Consider the following 16,850-nt stretch of genomic DNA (forward strand, 5'->3'; position numbering starts at 1 on the left):
TGGGATATCATCCTCTGATACCCTTTTCACTTGAATACCGCAAATCATTCATAATTCTAATTATATAATATTCACGTCGGGGAGGGCTCATGAAACCGAATACTTTATATTCAAAGTTATAATTACAGTGGGTATCTTATCACATTAAACGAATTAGTAATCACCTTTGCATGAGGATTATGCATGGCCAAAGATAAAATCTTATCAGAAATCAAACAAGCAGAAACCAATGCGCGGGATATGGTGGAAGACGCCATTAAGGAGAAGAATGATCGCATTTCCAAAGCCCGTGTTGAGGCCAGAGAGATAATAAAACAGGCTGAGGTGGATGCTCATAAGTCGGCTCAGAGCACTCTCAGATCTGCAGAACATGAGCTTGCTTCCGAAAAGCAAAAAATTGTCGAACAAGGTAAAGAGGAAGCAAACATTATTGCTAAGGATGCAAAGGCGAAAGTCGATAGGGCAGTAGAGAATCTCATTAAAGAATTTGAGAGGGCGGTCCATGCTTAAGCCAAGACAAATGAGTCGTGCTTTAATAGTAGGCCACAAAGCTCTCCTTGAAGAAACTATCGATGCTCTTCACAAGGTAAACCTATTTCAGATAGAGGATTATATTGAGGACGATTCTGGCCTTAAGATCGGCAAGCCATTTGGTGATGTAGATTATGTTTCAAAGACGTTGATCAAGATCAGGTCAATAGCCAGTTTTTTGGAAGTTAAGAACGAATCTATCGGAAAACAAAAAGTTGTGGCTCTTTCTGATAATCTGGATTCGACTCTTGAACTACTGGACAAGGAAGTGTCCACAAGTATCGATAGGAAGAATGCACTGGAGACCCGTGTTAAGGAGATCGAATCCATAAAAAAAGACTTGTTGCCCTTTGTAGATATTCCTCTTGATCTTGACCTGTACCATGGGTATGAAAGTCTGGCCGTATTTCCCGGTGTTGCAAAGGGGAATATTGAGAATGAGATATCCGGCATAACGGGGTCGTACGAGTTGTTCTCGGATCCTAAATCAGGAACTATCGTGCTTTTCGTGCCCAAAAGGTATGCAGAAGATGTTTCTAAAGCTCTTTCTGATCTTGAGTACCGGGAACTTAAAGTCCCTGATCAGAACGGTATGCCTGCAGGAATCATTTCAATGATCGATGCAGAAAGGACAGACCTTCTCAAGCAGATAGAAGCTGTAGATACAGATATCACAGCACTTAAGGATAAATATAAGGATTTCATCCTGGCAAGCAATGAGCTGCTTTCCATAGAAACCGATAAATCCGAAGCTCCCCTGCATATTGCAACCTCTGAAAGCGCTTTCATCATTGAGGGATGGGTTCCTTCAGATAGTTACAATAAGCTTGAAAGAGCTATTTCCAAAGCAACCCAGGATCGTGTGTTCGTAACACAGCAGGAAATAGAGCATAAGCAGGAACCAATAGTTCCCGTAGAGTATGACAACCCCAAGATCGTCAGGCCTTTGCAGGAGATCATGAATCTGTATGCACGTCCCAGATACAAGGAGATAGACCCTACAAGCCTTATATTCATCACTTTTCCGCTGTTCTATGGAATGATCCTTGGTGATATTGGCTATGCTTTAATTCTTATGGCACTTGCTTTCTTTATCAAGAAAAAAGTAAGATCTGATGCAGTAAAGCCTCTTATGGATATACTTATCTATTGTCAGATATCTACTTTGATCTTTGGTGTCCTTTATGGAGAGTTCTTCGGGTTCCCGCTGGCAGGTATCGCATCTCATGGAGAGGTAGTTGCTGGTTTAATTCCAGGTTTTAATACCATCGATCTTTTTGCCTCCCCCATAGGCGGAGAGATGGTCACATATCCAATACACAGGACGCACCTCGTTATGACATTAATCGTGCTGACTGTATTGATCGGCGTGATCCATATTAACTTTGGTTACATCCTAGGATTCATAAACGAGAACAAGAAACATGGTTTTTCTGCAGCGCTCTTTGAGAAAGGAAGCTGGATGATAATTGAAGTTGGAATACTTCTGACAGTTCTCGGTTATATAGCAGTTTTACCTACAATAATGCTATACGCAGGTGTGATCGTATTTCTAGCAGGTTTTGTGATGCTGCTTAAGGGCGAAGGCATCAAAGGGCCTGTAGAATTACCTTCTTTACTAAGCAACTCTTTATCCTACACTCGTTTGATAGCTGTAGGATTATCTTCTATCTATATTGCATCTACTGTCAATATGATCGCATTCGAGATGATCTGGCCTGAGAAATTCGGCCCTATGACAGTATTTGCAATACTTGTATTCATATTCGGGCATGCTTTAAACACTGTCCTGAGTATTATTGCCCCCGGACTGCACGCTTTGAGGTTGCAGTACGTAGAGTTCTTCGGAAAGTTCTACGAGGGTGGCGGACGTAAATATGATCCATTTGGATATATAAGAAAATACACGGAGGAATAATTAAATGGCAGTAGAAACAGCAGCAGCAGTAATGGACCCAGCAGGGTTGAAGGCAATTGGTGCAGGACTTGCAGTAGGACTAACCGGAATAGGATCAGGTCTTGCAGAAAAGGATATTGGTAGTGCAGCAGTGGGTGCGATGGCAGAGAACGAGGCTCTCTTTGGTAAAGGTCTTATATTGACCGTTATCCCAGAAACCATCGTTATCTTTGGTCTGGTAGTTGCACTGCTGATCAGCTAAGCCGATTTAAGAGCATATTTGCTCTTAAATTTTTAAAAGGTGTTGAGCATGGGACTTGAAACTGTTGTTAAAGATATCATGGATGCTGCTAATGCTGAAGTGTCCAGAATAAAAGCTGAAACAGATTCAGAAGTTTTACAGATTGTCGTAGACGCTAAAGACGAAGCTAAGCGCATTATGGGCGAAAGTCTTGCTAAAGCCGAAGATGATATCAAAATGATGAAGCAGCAAGAGATATCCAGTGCCAATCTTGAAGTGAAACGCACTTTGCTCAATGCACGCAAGGGAATACTCGAAGAAGTGTATGACCGTGCCTTTGAAGCAATATCTTCATTACCTGAGGCCAAGGACAAAGAACTGTTAACAGTTATCCTTAAAAACAATGAAGCCAATGGTAAGAGAATTTATTCCAATGCAAAATCGGAAAAACTTGTACGGGAATTGTCTTCACTGGAATATGCTGGTAACATTAACTGTGCAGGCGGCGTGGTCATCGAGAACGAAGATGGAACTATCCGTCTTGATTATACTTATGATGTGATCCTGAAAAGCGTGAATGAGCAGTTTTTGAAACAGACATCTGACATCTTATTCGGGTGATCCTTAAATGCGGTTGTTGCAGAGATTGAAGCGGGGAATGAGTACCCAGAAATCACGGCCTCAAGGGAATTCCAACTATGCATATACCACGGCACGTGTCCGTGCAATGAAAAGCAAGTTACTTCCCAAGGAAACATACCCTAGGCTCATAAATATGCAGATCGATGAGATCACCAGATTTGTCGGAGAGCTGGAATATAAAGAGGATGTTGATTATCTTGCAAGGTTTTATGAGGGTGTTGACCTCATCGAACATGCATTGAACAGGAATCTTGCTGTGACCTTCACCAAACTTATCAGTATTTCTGAAGGTGAACTTAATTTCCTTATCTCCGAATATTTAAAGAAATATGATATATGGAACATCAAGACAATCCTTCGTGGAAAATATTGTGGTGCATCAACCGATGAGATTCTTGAAGCAGTTGTTGCAGCAGGTCGCCTTACTTATACTTTTACTTCGGAATTGGCTGCAAAGCCCACTTATGAGGATGTCATCGCATCTCTGTCGACAAGTGAATATGCATCTATTCTGAAGGATTATGATGGTACGAACCTGTCGGTGATAGAGAACCGCCTTGATAAGAAGTATTATCAAGACCTATTCACAGCCATCGGGGACCCAAAATCCAAAGACAGAAAACTTTTCAGTAAATTCATCAGAACTGACATCGACATGAAGAACCTGATCACATTGTTCAGGCTTAAAAAATACAAGGTCAATGATCCGGAAACGGCAGATCTGATCCTAGATGGCGGACTCAGACTGAAATATAAGGAAGTCGAGAAAATGATGCCTCTTGCCTTTGAAGATTTCCTTACGGAACTGGAGAATACCTCGTACTGGGAAGAATTATCTGACTGTTGTGGGCCCAACATGGATTCTCTTACAGATGTAGAAACAAAGCTAAAGAAACTTAGGCTGAAAACAGCAGCAAGCTTTTCTCATGTATATCCTCTTTCAATCGTACCTATCATGGATTACATCCTGAGTAAGGAGAATGAGGTTAACAACCTGCGTATAATCATTCGTGGGAAGGCAGTTGGTCTAAGTGATGAAGAAATAAAGAGTCAGTTGGTGATCTGATGGAGCTTGCAGTGGTAGGTAGCAGCGAGTTTGTCACTGGATTCAGACTGGCTGGAATTAAGAAGATCTTTGAAGTTAATAACCATGTAGAACTTGAACCTACTGTAAAAAAGGTGCTAGAGGATAGGGATATCGGAATACTTGTGTTACATGGAGATGACCTGTCCAAACTACCGGAGATGTTGAGGAACACGATCAATGAATCTGTTGAACCGACTGTTGTTACTCTGGGAGGTAGTGGTCAAAGTTCGAATTTAAGGGAAAAGATAAAACAATCGGTAGGTGTAGATCTGTGGAAATAAAAGGTGAAATTTATCGTGTGGCTGGACCAGTCGTTACTATTATCGGTATCAAGCCAAAGATGTATGATGTGGTCAAGGTTGGTCACGAAGGATTGATGGGCGAGGTCATCAGGATCGAAGGTGACAAGGCCACAGTTCAGGTATACGAGGATACATCTGGCATCAAGCCGGGTGAGCCTGTGGAGAATACTGGTATGTCCCTTTCAGTGGAACTCGGTCCTGGTCTGCTTGAAAGTATTTATGATGGTATTCAGAGACCTTTAAAGGTTCTCCAGGAGAAAATGGGAGATTTCATTCAGAGGGGTGTAACTGCCAACGGACTTGACAGGGACAAGAAATGGGATTTCAAACCAGTTGTCAGTATAGGGGATAAGGTAAAAGGTGGAGAAGTTATCGGTCTTGTACAGGAAACCGAGAACATCGAGCACAAGATCATGGTCCCTCCCAAAGTATCAGGTACAGTGTCTGAAATAAAAAGCGGTAAGTTCACTGTTGATGAGACTATTTGTGTTCTTGCAGACGGCACTGAACTGCAGATGATGCAGAAGTGGCCTGTCAGAGCACCAAGGCCAGTAAGCAAGAAGCTCTTACCTAAGACTCCCCTTATCACAGGTCAGAGAATTCTCGACGGACTTTTCCCGGTTGCAAAAGGCGGTACTGCTGCGATCCCAGGACCATTCGGTTCAGGAAAGACAGTTACTCAGCAACAGCTTGCTAAGTGGAGTGATACGGACATTGTGGTCTACATAGGTTGCGGAGAGCGTGGGAACGAGATGGCTGATGTACTTAATGAGTTCCCTGAACTGCAGGACCCTAAGACCGGCCGTCCGCTGATGGAGCGTACTGTGCTCATCGCAAATACTTCGAACATGCCGGTGGCTGCCCGTGAGGCATCTGTGTATACTGGTATCACCATTGCTGAATACTACCGTGACATGGGATATGATGTGTCCCTTATGGCAGACTCCTCTTCCAGATGGGCAGAGGCTATGAGAGAAATTTCCTCAAGGCTTGAAGAAATGCCTGGTGAGGAAGGTTATCCTGCGTATCTGTCAGCAAGGCTATCTGAATTCTATGAAAGGGCAGGTTATGTGAAATCCCTTGCAGGAGTAAATGGTTCCATTACAGTTATCGGTGCAGTTTCCCCACCTGGTGGCGACTTCTCCGAACCGGTCACACAGAACACTTTACGTATCGTGAAGGTTTTCTGGGCTCTTGATGCTAAGCTTGCACAAAGAAGGCACTTCCCATCCATTAACTGGCTGACAAGTTACAGTCTTTACAGCAACTCACTATCAGGATGGTTCGCTGAAAATGTAGCTCCAGACTGGACCGCTCTCAGAGATAATGCAATGGACCTGTTGCAGCGCGAATCCGAGCTGCAGGAAATTGTGCAGCTCGTGGGTTCGGATGCTCTTCCTGAGGACCAGCAGCTGGTCCTGGAAATATGCCGCATGATCCGTGAATACTTCCTGCAGCAGAATGCATACCATCCTGTGGACACTTACTGTTCATTCGATAAGCAGTACAAGTTGCTGAAGGCAATTTCAAAGTACAGTGACATGGCAACAACTGCTCTTACGGCAGGTGTTCCAATGAAGGATATTCTGTCCCTTCAGTCCAAGGACGAACTAGCAAAGGTCAAATTCGAAGAAGACTTCGACAAAGCACTTGATGCGGTCCTGAAAAAGATGGATTCTGAGTTCGCAGATCTCGGAGGCAATTAAAATGACCAAGGAATATAAGACTATAGTAGAGATATCAGGTCCTCTCATATTCATCGAGAAAACCGAACCAGTGGGTTACGGTGAACTTGTGAATATCAACCTGCCGGATGGCAGCACCAAAAGAGGTCAGGTACTCGATACATCAGCTGACATAGTAGCTGTACAGGTCTTCGAAGGTACCGGCGGACTTAATGAGGAATCAGGGGTTGTATTTACCGGCGAGACCATTAAGCTGCCTGTTTCAAAGGACATGCTGGGTCGTATCCTTTCAGGCTCCGGTGAGCCTCTTGATGGCGGGCCTCGCATAGTTCCGGAAGACAGGATAGATGTGAACGGTGCTTCAATGAACCCGTATTCAAGGATGCCCCCCGAGGAGTTCATCCAGACGGGTATCTCCACGATCGATGGAACTAACACGCTCGTAAGAGGCCAGAAACTGCCTATCTTCTCAGGTTCCGGTCTTCCGCACAACGAGATCGCTCTGCAGATCGCAAGACAGGCAAAGGTGCCAGGCTCAGAAGAAGCTTTTGCAGTAGTGTTTGCTGCAATGGGCATTACCAACGAGGAAGCGCAGTACTTCATGGAGGATTTCGAAAAGACCGGTGCACTGGAAAGAGCAGTGGTGTTCCTGAACCTTGCAGATGACCCTGCGGTCGAGCGTATCATTACTCCAAGGATGGCTCTTACAGCAGCTGAGTATCTTGCATATCAACATGATATGCACGTGCTTGTTATCCTCACGGACATCACCAACTATTGTGAGGCATTGCGTCAGATGGGTGCAGCCCGTGAAGAAGTGCCTGGACGTAGAGGTTATCCTGGTTACATGTACACCGATCTGGCATCCCTCTATGAGCGTGCAGGTGTCATAAAAGGCACGAAAGGGTCTGTCACACAGTTCTCAATTCTTACAATGCCCGGTGACGATATTACTCACCCCATTCCTGACCTTTCCGGTTACATCACCGAAGGTCAGATAGTGGTTTCAAGAGAATTGCACAGAAAAGGTATCTACCCCCCTATCAATGTGCTGCCCTCTCTGTCCCGTCTTATGAACTCCGGTATCGGTGCAGGTAAGACCAGGGATGATCACAAGGCAGTTTCAGACCAGATGTATGCAGCATACGCAGAAGGTCGTGATCTGAGAGGTCTGGTGGCTATCGTAGGTAAGGAAGCATTGTCTGAGAGGGACCAGAGGATCCTTGAATTCGCAGATCTTTTCGAGGACAGATTCGTGCGTCAGGGAAGGAACGAGGACAGATCAATCGAAGATACTCTGAACGTTGCATGGTCTATTCTTTCAGAGCTTCCTGAAGCGCTGCTCACAAGAGTAGACAACAAGTTCATAGACAAGTACCATCCCGCTCACAAGAAGAGCAACTAAAGGGAACTTGGTGAAAGAACATGGGCGCAAAGGATATTAAACCAACGCGGTCCGAGCTTATAGAGCTCAAAAAGAAGATCAAGCTATCTCAGAGTGGTCACAAGCTGCTCAAAATGAAGAGGGACGGTTTGATCCTTGAGTTCTTCGATATCTTGAGCAAAGCAAAGGATGTCAGGTCTGAGCTGGACAAAGCCTATGAGGTGGCCAATAAGAAGATAGGTCTCGCAAATGCTGTTGACGGTATAATTACCGTCAAATCCACAGCTTTCGCCCTGCAGAACATTCCCCAGATCGAACTTGAAAGCCGGAACATAATGGGTGTCGTGGTCCCTAAGATCGAGTCTTCCAGTGTGCGTAAATCCATAGAGGAACGCGGCTATGGTATATTGGGAACCAGTTCCTATACCGATGAAGCCGCAGATGCCTATGAGAAACTGGTGGAGAACATCATCGTTGCAGCAGAGATCGAAACCACTATGAAGAAACTGCTCGATGATATAGAAAAGACCAAGCGCCGTGTAAATGCTCTTGAGTTCAAGGTAATTCCTGAACTGCAGGAATCTATGGACTTCATAAGACTACGTCTTGAAGAGATGGAAAGAGAGAACACTTTCAGGCTCAAGAAGATCAAAGGATAAGATTCTCATATATGGGATCTGGAAAATCTGAAGATGATCGGCCCAACTTGGTCGATCGTTTTTTTACAGAACTTGGGAAACCCCATAACCGGGCACGGATTTTAAGGTGGGCCTGGTTCATCTCACTGTTTATATTGGTTATGGGTTATATCCTCATATTTTTACATCTCACGGGCAGACTAGATCTTCGATGATAATTTTCCTACTTTTTCATAGATCTTAATTTTTCTAATACGTTCTGAGCATGGTCTTTTGTCTTTACATTATCCCAGATGTTCGTAATATTACCTTCCGTGTCAATGAGGAATGTTGTTCTTACAGTACCCATGGATTCCTTACCCATGAACTTTTTCAGGCGCCATACATCATACAGCTTATGCACAGTGATTTCCATGTCAGAGAGCAATGTGATTGTAAGTTCTTTTTTCTCAATGAACTTCTGATGCGATGCCATACTGTCCCGGCTCACGCCTAGGATCATTGCCCCTTCATCTTCAAATGCGGCTTTAAGGGAAGTGAAGTCTTGAGCCTCCTTAGTACATCCTGCTGTATTGTCGCGGGGATAAAAATACAGTACGATCCATTTTCCCTTAAGGTCTTTCAGACATATCTCTTTTCCATCTTGGTCGGGCAGACAGAACAAAGGAGCTTGTTGGCCTTCTGACAGCGAGTTCTCAGACATTGTATCTTCCATTGTATATGGTCTTATTTTATTTATAATTAGGAACTGATCATGGATTTTCCAATGAGTATTTATCCAAGCAGGTATAGTTTATTCCGTTTATCACTATATGACGATACATATACAGCCTTTTTGGCTTAGAGGGTAGAAAATGGTATCAAAAGTACTGCCTTTCACAAAAGAAACGATCTCGGAGATAGTTGCACAATACCCCACGCCTTTCCACCTGTATGATGAGCAAGGGATTCGGGAGAACGCCCGCAGGCTCAAGGAAGCCTTCGGCATATTGGAGGGATTCCAGGAATTCTTTGCTGTGAAAGCTCTTCCAAACCCCTATATCATGAAGATCCTCAAGAAAGAGGGTTTTGGGGCCGATTGCAGTTCTTTGCCGGAGTTATTGCTTGCAGAGAAGACCGGGATCATGGGAGAACACATCATGTTCAGTTCCAATGATACTCCGGCAGAGGAGTTCAGAAAGGCAAAGGAACTGGGTGCCATAATAAACCTCGATGATATCAGCCACATCAAATTCCTGGAAGATGAGGCAGGTCTGCCGGAGCTCGTATGCTGCAGGTATAATCCGGGCCCTCTTAAGGAAGGCAATGCAATAATCGGCACACCGGAGGAAGCCAAGTATGGCTTTACCCGTGAGCAGCTCTTTGAGGGCTACAGGTACATGAGGGATAAAGGTGTGAAGAGGTTTGGTCTGCATACCATGGTGGCATCCAACGAGTTGAACCCACAGTACTTTGTAGAAACCGCAAAGATACTCTTTGAACTCATAGCTGATATTTCCAGGGAGCTTTGCATAAGGTTCGAGTTCGTGAACCTGGGAGGAGGTATTGGCATACCATACCGTCCCGAGCAGGAGCCTGTGCCTTATGATGTCATTGCAAGAGGTGTCAGGGAGGAGTATGCAAAGATCATTGAGGCGAGCGGTTTGGCTCCTCTTAAGATATATCTTGAATGCGGGCGTGTAATTACCGGACCTTATGGCTACCTTATCACAACAGTCAGGCATCTGAAGCACATCTATAAAGACTATGTAGGTACTGATGCTTCCATGGCAAATCTCATGAGGCCGGGGATATATGGTGCATATCATCATATCACCGTTCTTGGTAAGGAGAACGAGGAGCCACGGTTCAAGTACGATGTCACGGGTTCTCTGTGTGAGAACAATGACAAGTTTGCCATCGACAGGATGCTTCCGCAAGTGAAGCGCGGTGATATCCTGGTCATCCATGACACCGGAGCTCATGGTTATGCTATGGGTTTCAACTACAATGGTAAACTCCGGTCCGCAGAGATCCTGTTAAGACAAGATGGCAGCTTCGTGCAGATCCGCAGGGCTGAAACTGTGGATGACTATTTTGCGACGCTGGATATGGATAGTATAAATAGTTTTAGTTAAACTGCAGTTTATGCTGGATATGAATTTCCAGCACTTTTATATCTTCCATTCTGTATCTTCTGCCAAAGATCACACATCTCTGAGGTTGAAAGTATAATGAGCATCTTTACTAACCCTCATGCAGCATGCTTATGTTTTTGATCGGTGACATCTGCCAGAATAAATAAATATCTTCTTTTCCTTTCACTGAGGTGAGTCTTATATACAGGGCCACTAAAAAAGATCCTGGAACTGCTCATTTACATAAGTATATTTCAAAGGGTTCTTTTTATGAGAATATTGATACTTGTTTGCGGGGAAGGTCTTGGGCATACAAGCCGTTGCATCGCCATTGCCAAAGAGCTTGTAGCTGCAGGGCATGTAGTTCATTTTGGTGCGTATGGATATTCCCAGGAGCTGATCGAAAGAAAAGGATATATGGTCAGTACCATTCCTTCAGAGATCACTCTCGTGGGTGAGGCTGGAAAACTTGATCTAAAAGCTTCTATCTTTGAAACAGTGAAAAAAGGTAGATTTAGGGGTATTCTGCTCCTTAAAGATCTCATCAGAAGCCTCAAGCCTGATGTTGTGCTATCTGATAGCTATTTTACCGGGATACTGGCTTCAAAATCTATACATGTACCATCTTATATCCTGCTGAACCAGTCCAATATGGAAGAATTCTTTATTAACAAAGGTGTTTCCGGCAGACTTCTTGGCGAACTGGTAAAGCAATTCTATCAGGGGGTTTTCAGGATCGTTGATGGTATGATCATTCCGGATTATCCCATGCCCTATACTATATGCAGAAAAAATATAAGTTTTGATAATAAGTTGATGAAAAAAGTTTTTTATAGCGGTCCTGCTGTGGGCAAGTCCTCTGAGGATGTTGAGCCTGCACAGGTGCAACATCCGCATGTGCTTTCAACAATAGGTGGTTTTGGTTACAGGGAACCCCTTTTTCAAAAAGTCATCAATGCAGCTGAGATGGATCCCAGGATCCACTATACTTTGCTTGCAGGTCCGAGCGTGGACCCTGCTAAATTTACGCAATTACCCCCTAATGTACGTATACTGAAGTTCATCAGTGATCAGTTCCCATATATTAAAAGTTCTCAGGTCATTATTGCTCCGGGAGGTCACAGCACTTTGATGGAAACCCTGAGCTTTGGTATTCCTGTGCTCTCCTTTCCTGACAAGGACCATACAGAGCAGCAGAACAATGCCTCAGTAATAGCGGAAAACGAACTGGGGTACTGTCTTGATTATTCTGCTTCTCCTGATGAAATACTCATGTATATCAAAGATATAGTGTACAATGGGAAATTTGTAGAGAAGGCACGATTTATGCGACAGTTGTCAGAACAGCTGAATGGCGCAAAGGCTATCTGTAAATTGCTGGAGTCTTGTGCTGTATCCCTTGATCATGGTCCGAAAAGAAGGTCATGGATCCCTGCACCTCTCAGAAGAACAAAGAACTGGGACCGTAAGCTTCGAACTGGCTTTTCGCAGAGCGATGAAAAGTCTGACTGATCCATTTACTGGTCTTAGCAATTTTTCATTTTTCTTGTTAATCTCTCAGGCTGCTCAGCATGAGGCATACTTCAGGTTTTAATCTGTAATATGTGTACCTGGAACTTTTATAGGAATCAACAACCCCATTCTCTTTCATTATACCCAGGTGGTGAGAAACAAGGTTCTGCTTTTCCCCTAACACATAAACTAATGCTGCAACACAGTAATCTTGTTTCATAAGGTGATAAGCGATCTTCAATCTGATGGGACTGCTTAGTACTTTGAATACATTACATAGTTCATTGATCTCATTTTCATCTATGCTTGCTTCACTTTCCAATTCATGCTCCCATTCTTTCTTGAGGTTTTTGTCAACAGGGCAACATTTCATAATATTGTAGAGAAAACCGAATTCTATATAAGCGTTCATATCAACATGTTTTGATATCGAAGTTGTATTGTTATATCTGCAGATTACATAATAAATGTTGGAGATTTTTAGTTTCACTTGAAATCCTGAGCAAAATATAACCAAATGTTCATCAGAAAAAGGAGGCTTAGATATGGTAACAGAAGCATGCATTACCAAAGAGCCCAAAGGTCTCGGTTTTTTTGAAAAGTATCTTACTATATGGGTAGTTCTTTGTATCATTGCAGGTATACTACTTGGGAGATTTGCTCCTGGTGTAGCTTTATATCTGGACAGCCTGTCCATCTATGTCGGTGAAGCGCCTGTAGTTTCGATACCTATAGCCATCTGTTTGTTCTTCATGATGTATCCCATCATGGTGAAGATCGATTTTGGAGAGGTGCTTAAAGCCGGGAAGCACTTCAAACCCGTGGGTCTTACTCTGTTCATCAACTGGGCAATAAAGCCTTTTACGATGTATATCATCTCAGTCTTTTTCCTGGGCACGCTTTTTTTGGGTTTTATCGGGCCGGAGGCAACAGACCTTGTTAAAATGCCTTTTGGTCTTGATCTGCCAGTAGGCGCAACCTATGGTGAAGGTACTGTAGTGATGGCGGATGGTGTGAAAATGCTTGAAATACCTCTGTGGCGCAGTTATCTGGCAGGTTGTATCCTTCTGGGTATCGCTCCGTGTACTGCCATGGTGCTAGTATGGGGTTTTCTTGCGAGGGGCAATGATGCTCACACTCTTGTGATGGTAGCGATCAATTCTCTTACAATGCTGTTCCTATACGGTCCCTTGGGAGGCTTCCTGCTTGGAGTGGGAAAACTTCCGGTGCCGTGGCAGGCATTGGTTCTTTCCATAGGTGTATATGTAGCTCTGCCACTTGCAGCTGGCTATATCTCCAGAAAAATCATCATACGGAGCAAAGGCGAAGCATGGTTCAACACAAGTTTTGTTCACCTTCTTACCCCTGTGACCATCATAGCTCTGTTGATCACACTCATCCTGTTGTTCAGCTTCAAGGGAGAGACCATTCTCGTACAACCGCTTACCATCCTCTGGATAGCTATTCCGCTGTTCATCCAGACGACATTCATCTTTCTGCTGGGATATGTGCTCTCCAAGGGTCTGCATCTGAGCTACGAAGATGCTGCTCCTTCGGCTATGATCGGAGCATCAAATCATTTTGAGGTCGCAATTGCAACCGCAACGATCCTATTCGGTCTTTCATCAGGTGCTGCGCTTGCAACTGTAGTGGGTGTGCTTATAGAAGTGCCTGTGATGTTGATGCTGGTAAAGATATGCCTGAGGACAAAAGGTTGGTTTGCTACCTGATACCGACCTTTTTTAAACTTACTTTACTGTTAGGGCCCTTTGAAAATAGAACTCATTTCTAGGATAAATAGAACTTATTTTCTCTATCTTAGTACCAATCCATATTCCCCCTTCAAATGTACATCACAAAACAAGTTTATTTTTCATTTTACTCTCAATTATTGTCTTATTTCTCTTTTAGTAGTACATTCATCCTCTATTTATTTAGACTTAGATATTTAAAAAAACAGTAACATTAGCCTGTATATCAATAGGTAGCCATTAAAGGATTCTTAATACTTTATTCGCGTATTAGAGTTAAATAGATCCTGATTTGCGTAATTAATCAATTATTAAGATGTACTTTTTATGGGGGAGGTTTTATTGACTGCTTACAGCTAAAAATAGCCTCAGTAAATCCTCCATTTGAATGTTATTTCAAAAGGACCCTATTTACTGTCTAAAAAGCAAGGAATGGAACATTATCTTGAAGCACATGCAATTATAGTGATAAGAATACTAATGAAAAATGAGATCTTCCCGATACTTTAAAAAAGGGAAGGTAATAATTGCCTTTTTGCAAGGCATCAATCCTTATTTTTCAGTTTTGCGAAGGCTTTTCATCCTTTCAAGTTCCGCTTCAAGTTCCTGGATCTTTGTTTCGGCAATCCTGTCCTCCAGGTTCGCGAGCTCTTTGTCGGCTTTCAGGACAGTAGCCCGGATCTTTTCGACAATGTTCTTTTCCAGGTCAAGCCTCTGTTTTTTTGTTTCTTTGACCAGGTCTTCCACCAGCATCTTTCCCTCCTCTTTGCTCAGGGCACCGGTATCAACCTTTTCCTTAACGAACTCTCTTATTCTCTCTTCAGACAATGCTGCCAATCCTGCACCTATGAGGGCAGCTGCACCAAGGATACCAACTTTTGTTATTTTATCCATGTATGAAACCCCTTCTATATTTCAGAAAAACTCAGGTTCACTGTTCAGGCCATGCCAGAACTACACCGTCATAAATGGAAACGTATCCATATAGGACAAATCTGTAACCATTTTAGTAACTCAAGTTTGTATTTCCATTTAGATAAGAATAGGTTTAATTCTCATATAAATATAATGGAATGTTTAGAAGCAAAACGATCCTTAGTTATATTACGTTTCAATTTTGTCCATTGTTCAAGGAAGAGCAAATTCAAATAATATAATAAGTCTAATGAGTAAATAGTCCTCTCTATGCAACCATTTAGATATCTTTATTAAAACTCTGTTAGAAACATTCAATTACTATGAATTACATCACAGGGATAGCCATGCCAAATAAAAGGAAAAATTCTATTGACATTCCTATTGTTGTCGCTCTTGTATTGCTTACGGACCTATTCATATTAATACCGGAGCTGGCATCCACTCCTATCCGTACGGTGCTGGGTCTGCCTATGGTGCTATTCCTGCCAGGATATGCTTTAATAGCCGCTCTTTTTCCGGCAAAGGATGATCTCGATGGCATTGAACGTCTCGCGCTGGGTTTCGGTCTGAGTATTGCCGTAGTACCGCTGATAGGTCTTGGGCTAAACTACACACCCTGGGGTATAAGGCTTATTCCAATATTGATCTCTTTATCGGTCTTTACTCTCTTTATGTGTGCAGTTGCTGTTTACAGGAGAGCTCATCTTCCTTCGGACAAGGCATTTTCAGTGTCTTCAGGTGAGGTGTATGGATCTTTAAAAGCCCCTCTGAGCGAGCAACCAGAATCCCGGTTGGACCGTATTCTTACTATCATTCTTGTGATCTCGGTACTGGCATCAGTGGTGGCACTTACATATGTTGTAATTACTCCTAAACAGGGTGAAAAGTTCACCGAATTCTATATACTTGGTATGGATGGCAAGGCGGACAATTATACAACTCAGTATACTATGGGCGATAATGGCGAGGTGATCATAGGTGTGGTCAATCACGAATATGAGCGTGTTAAATATACAATGGATATCAGGCTAAACAATGATTCGCTTTCAATTCCATCCAATGTGCAGAGTTTTACTCTGGAACACAATGCTACTTGGGAGAGGCCAGTGGCTTTCACCCCAAATTCTGTTGGAGATAACATGAAATTAGAGTTCCTGCTCTTCAAGAACGATGACCTAACTGTTCCTTATAGGGACCTTCATCTATGGGTCAATGTAACGCGAGGGGTATAATGCAGCCTAATGACGATAACTTTAATGGAGAACGGCAGGATCTTGGATCCTCCAATCTGGCCACCAGGTCGGTACGCCCTGTTCTGGCTACTATCTTACTCATAGCGTTTGCAGAACTCCTCATGTTCTCAGGAATGCGACGGGAAGCGATCATACTTCATACTTTTGTTCTTATCGCTGTATCTATAAGCACCGTAAGTCAAAAGGATAAATATGTGGCGTGGGCTCTGCAGGCTCTTATGCTCTTGCCTTTATTAAGGCTGATAAATTTCTCCATGCCAGTATTCTCTGATATGGTCTTATATCGATATTTCTATATCTATATACCTTTGTTTATACCCATATTCCTTATAATAAGACATCAGAGCTTTTCCCCGGTACAGCTTGGTCTGTCTTTCAAGAAATTTGTTCTTTACCTGCCTCTTTCATTTGTGATCGGTTTGCTGATAGCAGAAGCGGAGTTCTTTATTGTTCCTGTTGTTCCTCTTGTGCCAAACATGTCGTTCTATAATATGGTGGACATTTTCCTGATCATGGTCTTTTGTGTAGGTTTGGTGGAGGAGCTCGTGTTCAGATCGCTTATTCAAACCAGACTTGAAGGCTTATTTGGTACCACGGTGGGGCTTATTGCTACCAGCTTGCTTTTCGGTCTTATGGGTTCTGCTTATGGTACAGTTTCTGGTGTCCTTTTTGCATCACTGGTAGGTCTTATACTGGGTTATATGTTCATTAAAACCCGAAGCCTGCCTTTTGTTGCTCTTACCCATGGTCTTGTCAACGTCTTCCTTTTCAGCCTCATACCCCTGTTAGGGCCGGGGATTGGAATACTCTGATAAATGGATCTCTGCTGTTCACCATATTATAATATAATTTAGTGAGCAGCTGGGTATCAAATACAATTATAATACTTAGT

17 protein-coding genes are annotated in these 16,850 nt (G+C 43.1%); 14 read left to right on the forward strand and 3 right to left on the reverse strand.

All coding sequences use genetic code 11. The features are described 5' to 3' along the window. Positions 1–183: 183 nt before the first annotated feature. From ahaH to A4E24_RS00855, 9 genes are read left to right on the forward strand one after another with little or no spacing between them, the layout of a single operon-like run. On the forward strand, positions 184–510 hold the full coding sequence (gene ahaH / locus A4E24_RS00815) for an ATP synthase archaeal subunit H (protein WP_292350864.1): 327 nt from the start codon (positions 184–186) through the stop codon (positions 508–510). Further along, on the forward strand, positions 503–2,449 hold the full coding sequence (locus tag A4E24_RS00820) for a V-type ATP synthase subunit I (RefSeq protein WP_292350866.1): 1,947 nt from the start codon (positions 503–505) through the stop codon (positions 2,447–2,449). The genes ahaH and A4E24_RS00820 overlap by 8 nt, the downstream gene beginning before the upstream one ends. Positions 2,450–2,453: 4 nt before the next feature. Then, the gene (locus A4E24_RS00825) at positions 2,454–2,690 is read left to right on the forward strand and encodes a V-type ATP synthase subunit K (protein ID WP_292350868.1); all 237 of its coding nucleotides are present in this window, start codon (positions 2,454–2,456) and stop codon (positions 2,688–2,690) included. Positions 2,691–2,738: 48 nt separating this feature from the next. Beyond that, complete coding sequence (locus tag A4E24_RS00830) at positions 2,739–3,290, forward strand: V-type ATP synthase subunit E (protein ID WP_292350870.1); 552 nt, start codon at positions 2,739–2,741, stop codon at positions 3,288–3,290. Between the two features lie 7 nt (positions 3,291–3,297). Continuing rightward, entirely contained in the window at positions 3,298–4,377 is a 1,080-nt protein-coding gene (locus A4E24_RS00835; protein WP_292350871.1) for a V-type ATP synthase subunit C, read from the forward strand. Next, positions 4,377–4,679: a V-type ATP synthase subunit F gene (locus tag A4E24_RS00840; protein WP_292350872.1), complete on the forward strand. Its 303-nt coding sequence runs from the start codon at positions 4,377–4,379 to the stop codon at positions 4,677–4,679. The genes A4E24_RS00835 and A4E24_RS00840 overlap by 1 nt, the downstream gene beginning before the upstream one ends. Beyond that, positions 4,670–6,406 carry an ATP synthase subunit A gene (locus A4E24_RS00845; RefSeq protein ID WP_292350874.1) on the forward strand — a complete coding sequence of 579 codons (1,737 nt, stop codon included), beginning with the start codon at positions 4,670–4,672 and terminating at the stop codon, positions 6,404–6,406. The genes A4E24_RS00840 and A4E24_RS00845 overlap by 10 nt, the downstream gene beginning before the upstream one ends. Before the next feature lies 1 nt (position 6,407). After that, positions 6,408–7,790, forward strand: a complete 1,383-nt coding sequence (locus A4E24_RS00850; RefSeq protein WP_292350875.1) for an ATP synthase subunit B — start codon at positions 6,408–6,410, stop codon at positions 7,788–7,790. A 20-nt stretch (positions 7,791–7,810) separates the two neighbouring features. Further along, entirely contained in the window at positions 7,811–8,428 is a 618-nt protein-coding gene (locus tag A4E24_RS00855; RefSeq protein ID WP_292350877.1) for a V-type ATP synthase subunit D, read from the forward strand. 202 nt (positions 8,429–8,630) lie between these two features. On the opposite strand, the gene bcp is transcribed toward A4E24_RS00855, so the two are convergent. After that, the gene (bcp, locus tag A4E24_RS00860) at positions 8,631–9,110 is read right to left on the reverse strand and encodes a thioredoxin-dependent thiol peroxidase (protein ID WP_342765361.1); all 480 of its coding nucleotides are present in this window, start codon (positions 9,108–9,110) and stop codon (positions 8,631–8,633) included. A 151-nt stretch (positions 9,111–9,261) separates the two neighbouring features. Between bcp and lysA the strand changes: the two genes are divergently transcribed. Then, a complete protein-coding gene (lysA, locus tag A4E24_RS00865) occupies positions 9,262–10,524 on the forward strand; it encodes a diaminopimelate decarboxylase (protein ID WP_292350880.1) in 1,263 nt (420 codons plus the stop codon). Between the two features lie 270 nt (positions 10,525–10,794). Beyond that, a complete protein-coding gene (locus tag A4E24_RS00870; RefSeq protein WP_292350882.1) occupies positions 10,795–12,036 on the forward strand; it encodes a UDP-N-acetylglucosamine--N-acetylmuramyl-(pentapeptide) pyrophosphoryl-undecaprenol N-acetylglucosamine transferase in 1,242 nt (413 codons plus the stop codon). 37 nt (positions 12,037–12,073) lie between these two features. Here A4E24_RS00870 and A4E24_RS00875 read toward each other — a convergent pair whose 3' ends face one another. After that, positions 12,074–12,409, reverse strand: coding sequence for a helix-turn-helix transcriptional regulator (locus A4E24_RS00875; protein ID WP_292350884.1), 336 nt, complete (start codon positions 12,407–12,409; stop codon positions 12,074–12,076). Between the two features lie 172 nt (positions 12,410–12,581). Between A4E24_RS00875 and arsB the strand changes: the two genes are divergently transcribed. Beyond that, the gene (gene arsB / locus A4E24_RS00880; protein ID WP_292350886.1) at positions 12,582–13,766 is read left to right on the forward strand and encodes an ACR3 family arsenite efflux transporter; all 1,185 of its coding nucleotides are present in this window, start codon (positions 12,582–12,584) and stop codon (positions 13,764–13,766) included. A 573-nt stretch (positions 13,767–14,339) separates the two neighbouring features. Here the strand turns inward: arsB and A4E24_RS00885 are convergent. Beyond that, entirely contained in the window at positions 14,340–14,681 is a 342-nt protein-coding gene (locus tag A4E24_RS00885) for a hypothetical protein (RefSeq protein ID WP_292350888.1), read from the reverse strand. A 344-nt stretch (positions 14,682–15,025) separates the two neighbouring features. Here A4E24_RS00885 and A4E24_RS00890 point away from each other — a divergent pair, with 344 nt between their 5' ends. Together A4E24_RS00890 and A4E24_RS00895 are read left to right on the forward strand one after the other, a co-directional pair. Beyond that, complete coding sequence (locus A4E24_RS00890) at positions 15,026–15,937, forward strand: DUF1616 domain-containing protein (RefSeq protein ID WP_292350890.1); 912 nt, start codon at positions 15,026–15,028, stop codon at positions 15,935–15,937. Next, on the forward strand, positions 15,937–16,770 hold the full coding sequence (locus tag A4E24_RS00895) for a CPBP family intramembrane glutamic endopeptidase (RefSeq protein WP_292350892.1): 834 nt from the start codon (positions 15,937–15,939) through the stop codon (positions 16,768–16,770). Before A4E24_RS00890 ends, A4E24_RS00895 begins: the two co-directional genes overlap by 1 nt. Positions 16,771–16,850: the final 80 nt, after the last annotated feature.

The sequence above is a fragment of the Methanomethylovorans sp. PtaU1.Bin093 genome (assembly GCF_002067275.1).
Taxonomy (GTDB): Archaea; Halobacteriota; Methanosarcinia; order Methanosarcinales; family Methanosarcinaceae; genus Methanomethylovorans.

What these genes read in the sequence shown, in the direction of transcription:
- A4E24_RS00820 (WP_292350866.1), top strand. Translation starts at nt 503, where the DNA reads ATGCTTAAGCCAAGACAAATGAGTCGTGCTTTAATAGTAGGCCACAAA.
- A4E24_RS00840 (WP_292350872.1), top strand. Translation starts at nt 4,377, where the DNA reads ATGGAGCTTGCAGTGGTAGGTAGCAGCGAGTTTGTCACTGGATTCAGA.
- arsB (WP_292350886.1), top strand. Translation starts at nt 12,582, where the DNA reads ATGGTAACAGAAGCATGCATTACCAAAGAGCCCAAAGGTCTCGGTTTT.
- A4E24_RS00890 (WP_292350890.1), top strand. Translation starts at nt 15,026, where the DNA reads ATGAATTACATCACAGGGATAGCCATGCCAAATAAAAGGAAAAATTCT.
- A4E24_RS00855 (WP_292350877.1), top strand. Translation starts at nt 7,811, where the DNA reads ATGGGCGCAAAGGATATTAAACCAACGCGGTCCGAGCTTATAGAGCTC.
- A4E24_RS00885 (WP_292350888.1), bottom strand. Translation starts at nt 14,681, where the DNA reads ATGGATAAAATAACAAAAGTTGGTATCCTTGGTGCAGCTGCCCTCATA.
- A4E24_RS00850 (WP_292350875.1), top strand. Translation starts at nt 6,408, where the DNA reads ATGACCAAGGAATATAAGACTATAGTAGAGATATCAGGTCCTCTCATA.
- bcp (WP_342765361.1), bottom strand. Translation starts at nt 9,110, where the DNA reads ATGTCTGAGAACTCGCTGTCAGAAGGCCAACAAGCTCCTTTGTTCTGT.
- A4E24_RS00875 (WP_292350884.1), bottom strand. Translation starts at nt 12,409, where the DNA reads ATGAAATGTTGCCCTGTTGACAAAAACCTCAAGAAAGAATGGGAGCAT.
- A4E24_RS00835 (WP_292350871.1), top strand. Translation starts at nt 3,298, where the DNA reads ATGCGGTTGTTGCAGAGATTGAAGCGGGGAATGAGTACCCAGAAATCA.
- A4E24_RS00895 (WP_292350892.1), top strand. Translation starts at nt 15,937, where the DNA reads ATGCAGCCTAATGACGATAACTTTAATGGAGAACGGCAGGATCTTGGA.
- A4E24_RS00825 (WP_292350868.1), top strand. Translation starts at nt 2,454, where the DNA reads ATGGCAGTAGAAACAGCAGCAGCAGTAATGGACCCAGCAGGGTTGAAG.
- ahaH (WP_292350864.1), top strand. Translation starts at nt 184, where the DNA reads ATGGCCAAAGATAAAATCTTATCAGAAATCAAACAAGCAGAAACCAAT.
- A4E24_RS00830 (WP_292350870.1), top strand. Translation starts at nt 2,739, where the DNA reads ATGGGACTTGAAACTGTTGTTAAAGATATCATGGATGCTGCTAATGCT.
- lysA (WP_292350880.1), top strand. Translation starts at nt 9,262, where the DNA reads ATGGTATCAAAAGTACTGCCTTTCACAAAAGAAACGATCTCGGAGATA.
- A4E24_RS00870 (WP_292350882.1), top strand. Translation starts at nt 10,795, where the DNA reads ATGAGAATATTGATACTTGTTTGCGGGGAAGGTCTTGGGCATACAAGC.